The organism is Larkinella terrae (genome assembly GCF_009668025.1).
GTDB classification, from domain to species: Bacteria; Bacteroidota; Bacteroidia; order Cytophagales; family Spirosomataceae; genus Larkinella; species Larkinella terrae.
On the sequence record NZ_WJXZ01000014.1, the window covers coordinates 354,174 to 369,246 of the forward strand.

Here is a 15,073-nt window from a genome sequence, read left to right on the forward strand (position 1 = left end):
TTATTTGAATAACCGGGCCAGATCCAGTTCAATGCCTGTGGCCGGATCTCGTAAAATTCCTGTTGAAAATGGCTTTTTCGAGCCATCAGGCAACAAAAGATGAATGGTCTGTAGAACGGGAATAATCAGCCAGACGCTTTGGACGCCAGCCGGAAAATATTGCTTGTAAGCCTTGTCAGTCAATTCATTGACGGCCTGTTTGGGAGAAAGGATTTCAATGGCTGTAACCGGTGGCTGGTTGTAATAAATGATGTCATTCAGCCAGTCAACCGGTAAATTGTGATAAATACTGATATCCGGTTTGCATTTGCCGGTGGATAGCTCCAGTTCGAGTTCCGGTAAGATGTCGAACTGTTCATCATAACGACTAAAAGCAACGCTGATCCGGTGAATAGTGCGCGAATGATTAACAGACATAATGTCTTCCGATTGGTATTCTTCGATTAGATCATGGTAGGGAGTTTCCATCGCGCAGTAATTTTTCGGGAGAGTTCAAATATAACTAAATTTTAAGTGAAACCCGGTACCCAATCGCCCCGAACGTCTTTTGACGTTTTTCTGTGCTGGCTATCAGTTTCCAAAGCATCAAAGCCGCGCTGATGAATCCGGTGAAGAGCCTGAAAGCGGAATAAAACTAAATATCGAACACGGAATAAGGAATATCGAAGTAATGGTAGGTCATCCTTTCGATATTCGATATTTTGCAAAGGAATTGCTAACGCTTAATCCAGTCATACCATGATCCAGAATTACCTCAAAATCGCTTTCCGAAACCTGACGAAAAACAAGGGATATTCGGCCATTAACATCGGCGGTTTGGCCGTCGGAATGGCCGTTGCGCTGCTGATCGGATTGTGGATTTATGACGAGTTTTCTTTTGATCAATACCATGAAAACTACGACCGAATTGCGCAGGTGATGCAGCAGCAAACGCTGAATAGCGAGGTGAAAACGTCACCGGCGGTTCCCATTCCGCTGGCACGGGAGCTGCGCAACAGTTTTGATGCGGATTTTAAACACCTCGTTTTGTCGTCCTGGACCAACCGCCACGTGCTGACGTTCGGGGATGCGAAATTTACCCGGACCGGCAACTACATGTCGCCCGAAGCACCGGCGGTTTTATCCCTGAATATGCGGAAAGGGACGTGGAAAGGACTGAACGAACCGGCTTCCATTCTGCTCTCCGAATCGACGGCCAACGCCCTTTTCGGAAAAGCCGATCCGCTGGGGAAGATGATGAAAATCGACAACAAACTCGATGTGAAAGTCACCGGCGTTTATGAAGATTTACCGTACAACACCGAGCTTCGTGATCTGCGGTTTATTGCGCCTTGGGAGTTGTACGTAGCCTCGACCGACTGGGTAAAAACAGCTCAGGACAACAGCGAATGGGGCAACAACTCCTTTCAGATTTTTGCCCAGATTTCCGATAAGGCCGATATGGGAGCGGTTTCGGCAAAAATAAAAAACATCAAATCGAATAAAGGCGATAAGGAAGAACTCAAGTTCAAACCCGAAATCCTGTTGCATCCGATGAGCCGCTGGCATTTGTATTCGGAATGGGAAAACGGCGTCAATGCCGGTGGCCGCATTCAATTTGTCTGGCTTTTCGGGATTATTGGAGCTTTTGTGCTGCTGTTGGCGTGCATCAATTTTATGAACCTGAGCACAGCCCGGTCGGAAAAACGCGCCAAGGAAGTCGGCATCCGCAAAGCCATCGGCTCAGCCCGGACGCAGTTGATCGGCCAGTTTTTCAGCGAATCGCTGCTGGTCGTTGCCATCGCGTTTGTCGTTTCTTTGCTGCTGGCGCAACTGAGCCTGCCGTTTTTCAACGAAGTGGCCGACAAGAAAATGATTCTTTTATGGTCAAATCCCTACTTCTGGCTGGCCGGTCTGGGTTTCAGTCTGCTGACGGGTTTGCTGGCGGGCAGCTATCCGGCTTTTTATCTGTCGTCGTTTCAGCCGATTAAAACGCTCAAAGGAACCCGGTTTCGGACGGGCCGGATGGCGGCTCTGCCCCGCAAGGTGCTGGTGGTTTTGCAATTTACGGTTTCGGTCACGCTCATCATCGGCACGGTGGTGGTCTACCGCCAGATTCTGCACGCTAAAAACCGCCCCATCGGGTACACGCGCGAAGGGCTGGTGTCGATGCACGTCAGCACCCCGGATATTCACGACCACATTGACGCCATTCGCAACGAGTTACAGAAAACCGGTACGGTACTGGAGCTGGCCGAATCGCAAAGCCCGACTACCGATGTCTGGTCGAACAATACCGGTTTTAGCTGGGCCGGTAAAAGCCCCGGTTTGCAGGCCGATTTTGCGACCATTGGCGTCTCGCATGCGTTTGGCCGGACGGTAGGCTGGAAGTTTATCGATGGCCGGGATTTCTCCAGAGCCTTCTCCTCGGATTCGTCGGGCTTCGTGTTGAACGAGACGGCGGTGAAATTTATGGGGCTAAAAAACCCCGTCGGCGAAACCATCCAGTGGAACGATCGCCGTTTCAAAGTCGTCGGCGTCGTGAAAGACATGCTCATGTCGTCACCTTACGAGCCGGTGAAGCAAACCATCTATTTCATTGCCCGACGGGCCGGAAATTTCGTCACGATTCGCATCAATCCGGGTTCCAGTACGAGCGCGGCCCTGGAAACTATTGAGAAAGTTCTCAAAAAATACAGCCCAACTTCCCCGTTTGAATACGATTTTGTCGACGTGGAATATGCGCTCAAATTTGCGGCTGAAGAACGCATTGGTAAACTGGCACTGGTCATTACGGTCCTCGCCATTCTTATTTCCTGTCTGGGCTTGTTTAGTCTGGCGTCGTTCATGGCCGAGCAGCGCACGAAGGAAATTGGCGTCCGGAAAGTGCTGGGGGCGTCGGTGGCTAATCTCTGGGGATTGCTATCGAAAGATTTTGTGATTCTGGTACTGGTGTCGAGCCTGCTTTCCGGCCCGATTGCGTATTATTTCCTGAACGACTGGTTGCAGAAATACGAATACCGCACGGATCTGTCCTGGTGGATTTTCATTGCCGCCGGATTGGGTGCCCTGCTCATTACATTGTTGACCATCAGTTATCAGGCCATTAAAGTGGCTTTGATGAATCCGGTGAAGTCGTTGCGGAGTGAGTAGGGGCAGAGGGGCAATTTTTATTACAAATCCATTACTTTAAAAGCGGGAATTGTCACTGGCATACAGCTATTAGCGGTTTGGCTAACTATAAACTCATGTAATTATTTTTTACTAATTATATATATTACTAACCTTTATATTGAAATTTCTTATCTTGGATCGATTGAGTATAATATTACCAAAACCGGTACTCAACAATTGAATTTCTAAATTCAATTTAATGACTAAGCAGGCCGGATAGCTAACCGATTTTTATCCCTAAATCCCAATATGCTAAACAATTACCTCAAAATTTCGCTGCGTAATCTCTGGCGCAACCGGCTTTCGAGCGCCATCAGTACTTTTGGATTGGCCGTCGGGCTGGCGAGTGGTCTGCTGATTTTTCTACTGGTGAGCTGGCTGTTCAGCTTCGACCGCTACCACGCCAAAGCCGATCGGACCTACTGGATTGTGACCGATGTGCAGCACGACAATGTTATTCCGAGTGATGCCACACCGCGGCCGTTGGGGGAGGTTCTGCGCCGGGATTATCTCTTTGTGGAAAGTGCCGTTCGCATGGAACTGGCCTTCGGAAAAATTATCGGTACGCCGGACGGAAAAGGCGGTTTAGCGAAGAAGTTTGAAGAATCCCGGAACGTTTGTTTTACCGAGCCGCAGTTTTTTGAGGTATTCGACGTCGAATGGGCGGAAGGAAATCCAAAAACCGCTCTGAATGAACCCAATACGGTCGTCTTATCGGAGCGATATGCTCAAAAATACTTTGACGGTGCCGACCCGATCGGGCGGACAATCCGGTTTGACAATCAGGCCAATCTGACGGTTACGGGCGTTATCCGGAATCCGCCTTCCAATACAAAGCTTGGTGTCGAAGTACTTATTTCCTACGCGACACTTCCCGGTCTGACTGGTAATCCTCAACTCCTGCAGCAGTGGGGGAGCCCCGGCTCCCTGTGTTTCGTTGCGCTCCGGGAAGGAACGCCCGTCGAACGGCTAACCAGCACGTTCCCCATCATCCGCCGGAATTATTTAGCCCCTCAGGAAGCCAAGCGCCTTGATTTTCACGCCCTACCACTCAGCGATTTGAACCACAATCCGCAGTATGGTGGTCGGGCTCCGCGTCCTATCCTGTACGCACTCATCATCGTGGGCGTGTTTCTGGTTGTTGCGGCCTGTATCAACTTCATCAATGTCGCCACGGCGCGGGCCATCAAACGGTCCAAAGAAGTCGGTATTCGGAAAGCCGTTGGAAGCACACGCGGGCAATTGATCGGGCAATTTCTGACGGAAACCACCCTGGTGACGCTGGCGGCTGTTGTGCTGGCGCTGGTGCTCACGCAACTCAATCTGCCGTTGCTGAATAACGCGCTGGCGATGCTGAAAGCCGATCTTTCCGTGCTGGACGTATTCCGGCCCGATTCGCTGCGGTGGTTTAGCGGGTTGATTCTGGGCGTCGTTCTGATGGCGGGGTTTTATCCTTCGCTGGTGCTGTCGCGGTTTAATCCGGTAGCGGCTTTGCGCGGACGACTCACGACGCAGCAGATCGGGGGCTTGTCGGTTCGGCGGGGGCTGGTGATCGTGCAGTTTTTCATTACGCAGCTTTTTGTGATCGGTGCCATCGTGATGACGATGCAGGTGCGGCACCTGCAGCAGGCCGATCTGGGATTTGATAAAGAGTCGGTTCTGACGGTTCCCGTGCCAACCACAAATGGGTTAAAGCAGCAAACCCTGCGCGAGCGGCTGGGGCAGATTCCCGGCGTAACCCAGGTGGCGCTGGCGGGCGATCCACCGGCTTCGTTCCGTCGACCGCCGGTGCCGTTCACGTTCGACAGCCATACCGAGCCGGAGAAGTTTCCAATCACCGTGAAAGTGGGCGACAAAGATTATGTTTCGCTGTTCAAACTGAAGCTGGTTGCCGGACGTGATTTTCGCACCAACGATTCGACGGTGAACGAACTGCTGGTCAATCAGGCGATGATCAAACAGTTGGGGCTGCGCTCGCCCGCCGATATTCTGGGCAAACGACTGACGGTTTTTGGAACCCCCCGAACCATCGTTGGCGTGGTAAATGATTTCCAGTTGGGCGAAGCCCACGGCAGTATTCCGCCCACGGCGTTGATCAATCTTTCTACCGAAATGACGATTGCTGCCCTCAAAGTGGCCCCGACCAATCTGCCAGCAACGGTTCAGGCGGTTGAAAAGGTCTGGAATGAACAGTTTCCGGAGAACGTCTTCAAGGCGGTTTTTGTGGATGACCTGATCGATCAGTTTTACACCACCGAAAAGATTTTGCTGGGGCTGATCCAGGTGTTCTCCCTGATCGCCATTTTGATTGGCAGCCTGGGCGTCTACGGCTTGGTCACGTTTATGGCCGAATCGAAAACGAAGGAAATTGGAGTACGCAAGGTGCTGGGAGCCACCCGCTCCCAACTGCTCTGGCTGTTTGGCCGGGAGTTTGGCAAACTGGTGTTGTTCGGGTTTCTGGTGGCCGCACCGCTGGGTTGGTGGCTGATGAACAACTGGCTCCGGGGCTACGAATACCGGGTTGAACTCAGTTGGTGGATTTTCGCCCTGACGATTCTGCTGACCGGAGGCATTACCTTCCTGACGGTTTCGTATGAATCCATCAAGGCGTCGTTGACGAATCCGGTTGCCTCACTGCGTTCGGAATGAATAATGAACAATGAACAATGAACAGACTCTGTACTTTCATTATTCATTGTTAATTATTCATTATCTATTGCTTATCAATAGATTATAGAAACTCATTCAAGTCCAATTGAAGCACTTCCGAAAACGAAGACGCTGAGATGACGCTTTCGTCACCTTTGCGATACCGAAACCATTGGCGGGCGGTATAGTCATAGACGAAGCTTTCCAGAATACCGTAGTTGTCTTCATTCGTCAGTTGAACCACTTTTTTCAGGTCTTTCTTCAGTCCTTCGGTGTGGCAGACCTCGATAATGATCGGCGTCTGCCGGGTTTCGTTATCATAGAGAATTAAATCAGGTACCGGACTAACCTCGCCTTCGTTGAGCATCGTTTCGGGCAGTGGTTCCAGCGTGATTTGTCGTTCGTGGTAAAAAAGCGGACCTAAACCGGAGTTTAATTTTGAAATGATCCGCTGGTGAGCCTTGGGGCCGTAGATGGCAATTTCTTCGCTAACAAAAGGGAGGTGAGGTGTGGAGGAGATATACATATACGTGCCGGGTTTGAACAAATTTAGCATAAAACCGTGTGGGGGCAAAGGGCGTGGGGCGGTGGGCATAGGAGGAAGGGTCGAGTAGAAAGTATTGACCCTCTGCCCAACGCCCCATGCCCTCTGCCCCTTGTCCGTTTTGGTACATCGATTGTCCGCTTTTGGACACGTTTCTCTTTTGATATTTTCTAAAACCGCTGTTTGAAGCCCCTGCAGGGGTTTTTTTGTTGGTTGGCACTGCATTTGATCGACATTATCGTATAAAATAACCTTTATCATGAAAAGGGCTTTTTTGGGTGAATTTGAAGAGGTGGTTCTGCTGACCGTGGCCGTTCTGGACGAGAGCGCGTATGGGGTTACCATTACGCAGGAAATCGAGCAGAAAACCGGTCGGGCGGTGGGTTTCAGCACCGTGCATACGACGCTGCAGCGGCTGGAAGAAAAAGGCTACCTGTCTTCGAAAATGAGCGGAGCGACGGCCGAGCGCGGTGGTCGCCGGAAGCGGTTTTTTACGGTGACAACGGCCGGTCGGAAAGCCCTGATGGAGGTGAAAAATATTCGCGAACAATTGTGGGATGCGCTTCCTCCGCAGACCCTGCAATTGATGGGAGGGTGAAGGGAATGAAAAAAAATCCGCCCCGCTGGGCTTCAAAACTGCTGGAATGGTGGGGCGATCCCGAAACCGCCGAGGAAGTGCAGGGCGATTTGCTCGAACTGTACGCGTATTGGGCCGAAACCGTGGGCGAGCGCGAAGCCCGCTGGCGGTATGGCCTGAGTGTATTGAAGTTAATGCGGCCCCTGGCCAAATGGAAAGAAACAGAATCTTCAACCCCCTTTTTCCTGCGTCCCGATATGATCCGAAATTATCTGAAAATCGCCTGGCGGAATCTGGTTCTTCACAAAGCCTTTACCTTCATTAACATCATCGGGCTGGCCGTTGGCATGGCGACCTGCCTGCTCATTGTGCTGTTTGTGACCCACGAACTGAGCTACGATCGGTATCACGCTAAATCGGACCGGACGTACCGGATGACTATTTACGGTCAGATTGGCGGAAAAGAGATCAAAGCCGCTCAGGTCAGCGTACCGGCGGGCCCGACGCTGGCGCACGACTACGCGGGCGTTGAAATGCTGACCCGTTTGACACCGGACGGGACGTTTATTGTCAAACAGGGGCCGAACAGTTTCAAGGAGGAACGCGTCGTTTTTGCTGATTCTAACTTTTTCGAGGTTTTTTCAATCCCGCTGCTGAAAGGAAACCGGAAAACCGCCCTGCTGGAGCCGAATACGATCGTCCTGACAGAAACCGTAGCCCGGAAATATTTTGGCGAACAGGACCCCATCGGCCAGTCGCTGAAACTGGGCAACCGGGGCGTTTTTCGGGTAACGGGCGTGTGTCAGGATGTTCCCGCCAACACCCATTTTCACTACGATATGTTCGGGTCGCTGCGCTCGATTCAGTTGCGCGATACCTGGCTGTCGAGCGGCATTCTGACGTATATCGTGCTGCAACCGGGCTATTCGATTCACCAGCTGGAAGTGAAAATGCCGGAGATGATAAAGAAATATGTCGGTCCTGAAGTTCAGCAACTTCTGGGCATGAGTCTGTCTGATTTTAACCAGAAAGGCAACCGTTTCGAGTTTCGGTTTCAGCCCATTACCGACATTCACCTGCATTCTGACTACGAAGGCGAAATCGAGGCCAACAGTGACATCAAGTACATCTATATTTTTTCCCTCATTGCGGTTTTTATTCTGCTGGTGGCCTGTATCAATTTCATGAACCTGGCCACGGCGGGTTCGGCGGGCCGGGCCAAAGAAGTAGGGATTCGGAAAGTGCTGGGTTCGCTGCAGAAGCAGCTTATCGGGCAGTTTCTGAGTGAGTCGGTTTTGGTCACGATGCTCTCGCTGATCGGGGCGCTGTTGCTGGTGTGGGCCGCTCTGCCGGTTTTTAACCAGCTGACCGGGAAGGAATTTGGACTGAGCGAAATAACCGGCGGCTGGATGTTGCCGGGAATCCTGCTGACCAGCCTGCTCATCGGTTTGCTGGCGGGGAGTTATCCGGCTTTTTTCCTGTCGGCTTTTAAACCGGTCAGCGTACTGAAAGGCAGCATCCGGGCCGGTTTTAAGAGCGGCTGGCTGCGCAACTTGCTGGTAACCATTCAATTTGCGGTTTCGATTGGCATGATCATCGGAACGATGGTCGTGTATCAGCAACTGCAATTTATCCAGAACAAAAAAGTCGGGTTCGAAAAAGATCAGGTGCTTATTCTGCACGATACCTACACGCTTGGCAAACAGATCAATGCCTTCAAAACTGAACTGAAAAAACTGACGCCGGTGCTGAACGTTACGCTGGCGGGTTACCTGCCCGCCGGGGCTACCAACAACGGAACCGACGGTTTTCAGCCCGACAACGGCGACCCGCAGGCGACGGTTTACCGCGAGAAAAGTTATTACATCGACGAAGATTACCTGCCCACGATGGGCATCAAACTGGCGCAGGGCCGAAACTTCTCGAAAGCTTTTCTGTCTGATAGCGTGGGGATTCTGGTCAACGAAGCGGCTGTCAAGCGGTTTGGTTGGAAAAAACCGATCGGCCAGCAACTCTGGCGAATAGGAAATGGCAACCCGGACAGTCACCGGAAATTCACCGTCGTTGGGGTGGTGAAAGACTTCCACTTCGAGTCGATGCACCAGCACATTGCGCCACTGGTGATGTTTTACGGCTCCGATAACTTTCAGATGGCGCTCCGGATTCGCACTGAAAACCTGCCGGAATTGCTGAAAATGGTGGAGCAGAGATGGAAAGCGCAAACCGATAATCCCTTTGCTTATTCGTTCCTGAACGACCGGTTTAACAAGATGTACCGCTCCGAACAGGTTGTTAGTCAGTTGTTTGGTATTTTTGCCGGACTGACGGTGATCATTTCGTGCCTCGGTTTGTTCGGGCTGGCGATGTTCACGGCCCAGCAACGGACGAAGGAGATCGGTGTTCGGAAAGTGCTCGGCGCTTCCGTCGCCAGTGTCGTAGCCCTGCTGTCGAAAGATTTCCTGAAACTGGTGCTGGTGGCCATCCTGATCGCGACGCCGATTGCCTGGTACGCCATGAATCGCTGGTTGCAGGATTTTGCCTACAAGATCGATCTCGCGTGGTGGGTTTTCGCCCTGGCGGGTTTGCTGGCGGTTCTGATCGCGCTGCTCACCGTGAGTTTCCAAAGCATCAAAACCGCGCTGGTGAATCCGGTGAAGTCGCTGCGCAGTGAATAAATGGCATTGGGCTTGGGGCATAGGGTGAAAGAACTCTAAGCCCTGCGCCCTCTGCTCCATGCCCTTACCCCCATGCAAAATCAAAAACCGCCCCGCTGGCTTTCCCTTCTGCTCTCCCGGTTAGGCGACCCCAACACGCTGGAAGAAGTGCAGGGTGACCTGCTCGAACTGTACGCACACTGGGTCGAAACTGTGGGTGAGCGGAAGGCCCGCTGGCGGTATGGCCTGAGTGTCCTGAAGTTAATGCGGCCTTTTGCCCAACGAAACGAAGAGTATTCAACATCATTATTGAGCCCTGTCATGATCCGTAATTATGTAAAAATCGCCTTTCGAAACCTTGCCAAAAGCAAGGGATATTCCTTCATCAACGTCACGGGGCTGGCCGTCGGGATGGCTTGTACCGTCGTGTTGTTTCTGGTGGTCAAACACGAAACGAGCTACGACCGGCACTACGCCAACGGCGACCGGATTTACCGGTTAGAAACCGAAAATATCAAGGAAAAACATTCGTATCCGGGCACGTATACGGGTATGGCCAACGCCCTGCACGCCGACCTGCCCGAAGCGGAACGGGTGGTGCCGCTGCTCCAGGTTGGAGGGACCACGTTTGCCGATCCTTCGTCCGAAAACCGGTATAAGGAAAAATTCGTGTTTGCCGGGAATGAGTTGTTTCAACTGCTGGATTATCAGTGGCTGGCGGGAAATCCCAAAACCGCTCTGTCGCAACCGAACACGATCGTTTTAACCCGGACGTATGCCGAAAAATATTTCGGCAGCACCGATGTGATGGGAAAAACGATACGGCTCGATGACAAGCAAAACCTGCAGGTGGCTGGCATTTTGGAAGACTACCCCGTTACGACCAGTTTCCCGTTCAACATGCTGGTGTCGTTCTCCACGATCAAAAACGTTAATCCGGATTATGACCTCAACAGATGGAACGGCTGGAACGACAATTTTCAGGTGTATGTACTGCTCAAAAAAGGTATTGACCCGGAATCGCTAACGAAGCGGTTTCAGGGAATTGTGGTAAAATACATGGGCAAAGAAGCCTTGCCGGACAAGCGGTTTTTTCTGAATTCGGTATCCAACCTGCATTATGGCATGAACATGAGTGGCCGGACGGCGAACGTAAGCCTGCTCAAAACGCTGTCGTTCATCGGTTTGCTGGTGTTGCTGATTGCCTGTTTCAACTTCATTAACCTCAGCACCGCACAGGCATTCAAGCGCGCCAAAGAAGTCGGCATCCGGAAGGCGGTGGGCAGCAACCGCTGGTCGCTGGTGTATCAGTTTCTGACCGAAGCCGGTTTGCTGACGTGCCTGGCGATTCTGATTGCGGTTTTGCTGGCCCAACTGGTTCTGCCGATTGCGGCTGGCGCACTGGCCGTTCCGATCACCGCCACCGATTTGTTCTCGTGGCAGACGGGTTTGTTTACCGTCGCGCTGGCGGGCCTGACCACCTTGCTGGCGGGCGTTTATCCGGCGTTCCGGCTGTCGGGCATGGAGCCGATCTGGGCGCTGAAAAACAACACGCTGGCGCAGGGAAGACCCTGGTTTTCACTGCGACAGGGGCTGGTGGTCGTGCAGTTTACGGTTTCACTGATTCTCATTAGCTGTGCGATGCTCATCAACCAGCAGCTCACCTTTTTCCAGAAAGCGGATCTGGGTTTCAACAAAGAAGCCATCATTACCGTCGGATTGCCCAACAATAAGCCCGAAAAACTGCAAACGTTTCGGAACCAGTTGGCGGAACTTCCGCAGATAAAAGACGTGAGCTTTTCGTTCAACAGCGCATCGGCCGAAAGCAACTGGATGCAGAGCATGCAATACCGCAAGGGTGCCGAAGCCATCGACGTCAAGACCCAGATGAAAATGGGCGACTCCCGTTTTCTGGATACCTACGGCATTCAGTTGCTGGCCGGCGAGAAACTCAGGGATTCCGATACCTCTTCCACCTCGTTTAAACTCCTGGCCAATGAAATATTCCTGGACCGGATCGGCATCAAACACCCGGCCGATGCCATTGGGGAAAAGGTGTATTACGGTGATGGTAAGGAGTTTGCAACGATTGTTGGGGTTGTGAAAAACTTTAATGTCAATTCCCTGCACCAGAAAATCGATCCGACGGTGATACAGGTTGTCCCGAATAATTTTTACCAGGCCGGTATCAAATTACAAAGCGAAAAACCGACCGCCGAGACGATTCAGGCGGCCTTGGCGCGCATCGAAGAAGCCTGGACCGCCACGTTCCCGAATCAGGTTTTTGACTACAGTTTTCTGGACGAAACACTGAAACAGGCCTACCAGTCGGAAACCCGGACGGCGAAACTGATCGAAGTATCGACCTTTTTAGCGGTTTTGATTGCCTGCCTCGGTCTGTTCGGTCTGGCGACGTTCACCGCCGAACAGCGGACGAAAGAGATCGGCGTCCGCAAAGTGCTGGGCGCGTCGGTGGGCAGCATCATCGGGTTGCTGAGCCGGGATTTCCTGAAACTGGTGCTGATCGCCGTTGTGCTGGCGTCGCCGATTGCCTGGTACGCGATGAGCGAGTGGCTCCGGAATTTCGAGTTCAAGATTGAAATCCAGTGGTGGATTTTTGCGCTAACCGGTTTATTGATGGCCGCCATTGCCCTGCTGACGGTTTCGTTCCAAAGCGTGAAAGCCGCGCTGATGAATCCGGTGAAGTCGCTGCGGTCGGAATGAACAATTAACAATGAATGTGAATTGGTTGAGTGGTTGATTATCAATGGTGTTATGGGCCGTTCATTGTTAATTATTCATTGTTCATTATGACAAAACCGCCCCGCTGGCTTTCCTTTCTGCTTTCCTGCTTCGGCGACCCCAACACGCTGGAAGAAGTGCAGGGCGACCTGCTCGAACTGTATGCGTATTGGGTCGAAACCGTGGGGGAGCGCAAAGCTCGCTGGCGGTATGGCCTGAGTGTGTTGAAATTGTTGCGACCCCTGGCCCGCCGAAACGAAACTGATTCAATAACCCATTTCCTGAGTCCCGCTATGTTACACAACTATCTGAAAATTGCTTTTCGAAACCTGACCAGAAACAAGGCTTATTCGTTCATCAACATTGGCGGACTGGCGGTGGGCATGGCCGTGGCCATTCTCAATGGTCTGTGGATTTACGACGAACTGTCGTTCAATACCTACCACAAAAACTACGACAGTATTGCCCAGGTTACTGAGCGGGGCATTCGCAAGGAGGGAAACCGGTATTCGGGAACATCACTTCCGTATCCGCTGGCTACCGAACTGAAAGCGAACTACCAAAACTATTTCAAACACATTCTGATTTCGCAGCAGCCCGAAGATTATATTCTGGCAACAGGCGACACGAAACTGACCAGAAAGGGTCAATTTATCGAAGCCGGAGCTCCGGAAATGCTCAGTCTGAAAATGATCCGGGGCACCTGGTCGGGGCTGAACGATCCGCATTCCATCTTACTGTCCGCATCAGCCGCTGAAGCCCTGTTTGGCAAAACTGATCCGCTCGGTAAGCCCGTCCAGATCAATACTAAAATGGACGCGAAAGTGACGGGCGTTTACGAAGACCTGCCTCACAACACCGGTTTTTACGATATTAAGTTTCTGGCTCCCTTTGACTTATGGACTTCGGTCAATCCCTGGGTGAAGGAACAGCAGTGGGACAACTGGTTCCTGTTTATCTACGCCCAGATTCAACCCAATGCGGATTTTGATCGGGTTTCGGCCCTCATCAAAGACATTGAACTGAATAAACTGAAGAGTCTGAAGGGCCGCCAGGAAATGATCGACCGCCAACCGCAGATTCACCTGCTGCCGATGAGGGATTGGCATTTGCACGGGCATTACAATATGGATGATACGGGCCCGGTGCAGATGGTGTGGCTGATTGGCCTGATTGGTATTTTTGTGTTGCTGCTGGCCTGCATCAACTTCATGAATCTCAGCACGGCCCGGTCGGAAAAACGCGCCAAAGAGGTCGGAATTCGTAAATCCGTCGGGTCGTTGCGAACGCAGCTGGTAAGCCAGTTTTTTAGCGAATCGTTTCTGGTGGTGCTGCTGGCTTTCGGGCTGTCGCTGCTGCTGGCGACGCTGTCGCTGCCTTGGTTTAATACCATTGCTGCCAAGCAGTTGAGCGTTCCCTGGGCGAACCCTTCCTTCTGGCTGGCGAGCCTTGGGTTCACGCTGCTGACCGGTTTTGTTGCGGGTAGCTACCCGGCCCTGTATTTGTCGTCGTTTCAGCCGGTCAAAGTGCTCAAGGGCGTTATTCGCGTGGGGCGGTTTGCTTCGGTGCCGCGCAAGGTGCTGGTGGTGATTCAGTTTACGGTTTCGGTCACACTCATCATCAGTACAAGTATCGTCTATCGACAGATTCAATACGCGAAAAACCGCCCGATCGGTTACAATCGCGATGGGTTGCTGCTGGTTCAGAAGAAAACGGCGGAGTTTTCGGGGAAATTTGATGTGCTGCGAACCGAGCTGAAAAACTCCGGCGCGGTGGTCGAAGTGGCCGAATCCCGCAGCTCGGTCGCCAACATCACCATGTGGAATGCCGGTTTTTCCCGGAAAGGAAAAGAAATTCCCTGCCCCAATGGCTGCGGTACACTCTCGGTGACGCCGGAATACGGTAAAACCGTGGGTTGGGAATTTTTGGCAGGCCGGGATTTCGACCGAAGATTTTCAACCGATTCGTCGGGACTGGTCGTCAATGAATCATTTGCCAAAATGATCGGACTGAAAAAACCCGTCGGTGAAGCGCTTGCCTGGAATCCGGGTTGGCGTAATACGAAGTATTTCAATGTTTTAGGTGTCGTCAAAGACATGGTGGCGATGTCGCCTTACGAAAAAACCGTGCCGACGGTTTTCTTTCTGGAAAACTACCACGACTGGATTAACATTCGCATCAATCCGGCGATGAGTCCGGCGGAAGCGCTGCCCAAAATTGAAGCGGTTTTTAAGAAAATCATCCCCAGCGCACCCTTCGACTACAAATTTGCCGATCAGGAATACGCGCTGAAGTTTGCCGCCGAAGAGCGGATCGGCAAACTGGCGGGTGTTTTCGCCGGTCTGGCCATTTTCATTTCCTGTCTGGGGCTATTCGGGCTGGCGTCGTTCATGGCTGAGCAGCGCACCAAAGAGATTGGCGTTCGCAAAGTGCTGGGCGCTTCGGTGCTGAATCTCTGGGGATTGCTGTCGAAAGACTTTGTGATTCTGGTGCTCATCGGTTTTGGCATTGCGACGCCCATCGCCTATTATTCCCTCAGCGACTGGCTTCGGAACTACCAATACCACACCGACATCTCCTGGTGGATTTTTGCCGCATCCGGCATCGGCGCGCTGATCATTACCTTATTGACGGTTAGTTTCCAAAGCATCAAAGCCGCGCTGGTGAATCCGGTGAAGTCGCTGCGGTCGGAATGAACAATTAACGATGAATGTGAATTGGTTGAGTGGCTGATTATCAATGGTGTTATGGATC

8 protein-coding genes are annotated in these 15,073 nt (G+C 52.0%); 6 read left to right on the forward strand and 2 right to left on the reverse strand.

Annotated elements, in window-relative coordinates; translation table 11 throughout:
* Entirely contained in the window at positions 1-468 is a 468-nt protein-coding gene (locus GJJ30_RS23410; RefSeq protein WP_154177618.1) for a Uma2 family endonuclease, read from the reverse strand.
* Between the two features lie 270 nt (positions 469-738).
* Here GJJ30_RS23410 and GJJ30_RS23415 point away from each other — a divergent pair, with 270 nt between their 5' ends.
* Both GJJ30_RS23415 and GJJ30_RS23420 read left to right on the forward strand, forming a co-directional pair.
* Complete coding sequence (locus GJJ30_RS23415) at positions 739-3,132, forward strand: ABC transporter permease (protein WP_154177619.1); 2,394 nt, start codon at positions 739-741, stop codon at positions 3,130-3,132.
* A 270-nt stretch (positions 3,133-3,402) separates the two neighbouring features.
* Positions 3,403-5,802 (forward strand): ABC transporter permease, encoded by a 2,400-nt coding sequence (locus tag GJJ30_RS23420; RefSeq protein WP_154177620.1) that lies wholly within the window; start codon positions 3,403-3,405, stop codon positions 5,800-5,802.
* Between the two features lie 82 nt (positions 5,803-5,884).
* Here GJJ30_RS23420 and GJJ30_RS23425 read toward each other — a convergent pair whose 3' ends face one another.
* A complete protein-coding gene (locus GJJ30_RS23425; protein WP_229313374.1) occupies positions 5,885-6,397 on the reverse strand; it encodes a hypothetical protein in 513 nt (170 codons plus the stop codon).
* A gap of 208 nt (positions 6,398-6,605) precedes the next feature.
* Between GJJ30_RS23425 and GJJ30_RS23430 the strand changes: the two genes are divergently transcribed.
* The 4 genes from GJJ30_RS23430 to GJJ30_RS23445 all read left to right on the forward strand — a co-directional run bounded on the left by GJJ30_RS23430 (position 6,606) and on the right by GJJ30_RS23445 (position 15,015).
* The gene (locus GJJ30_RS23430) at positions 6,606-6,944 is read left to right on the forward strand and encodes a PadR family transcriptional regulator (protein WP_154177621.1); all 339 of its coding nucleotides are present in this window, start codon (positions 6,606-6,608) and stop codon (positions 6,942-6,944) included.
* A gap of 5 nt (positions 6,945-6,949) precedes the next feature.
* On the forward strand, positions 6,950-9,598 hold the full coding sequence (locus GJJ30_RS23435) for an ABC transporter permease (RefSeq protein WP_154177622.1): 2,649 nt from the start codon (positions 6,950-6,952) through the stop codon (positions 9,596-9,598).
* Between the two features lie 72 nt (positions 9,599-9,670).
* Complete coding sequence (locus GJJ30_RS23440) at positions 9,671-12,301, forward strand: ABC transporter permease (protein WP_154177623.1); 2,631 nt, start codon at positions 9,671-9,673, stop codon at positions 12,299-12,301.
* An 86-nt stretch (positions 12,302-12,387) separates the two neighbouring features.
* Complete coding sequence (locus tag GJJ30_RS23445; RefSeq protein ID WP_154177624.1) at positions 12,388-15,015, forward strand: ABC transporter permease; 2,628 nt, start codon at positions 12,388-12,390, stop codon at positions 15,013-15,015.
* The last annotated feature ends 58 nt before the right edge of the window (positions 15,016-15,073 follow it).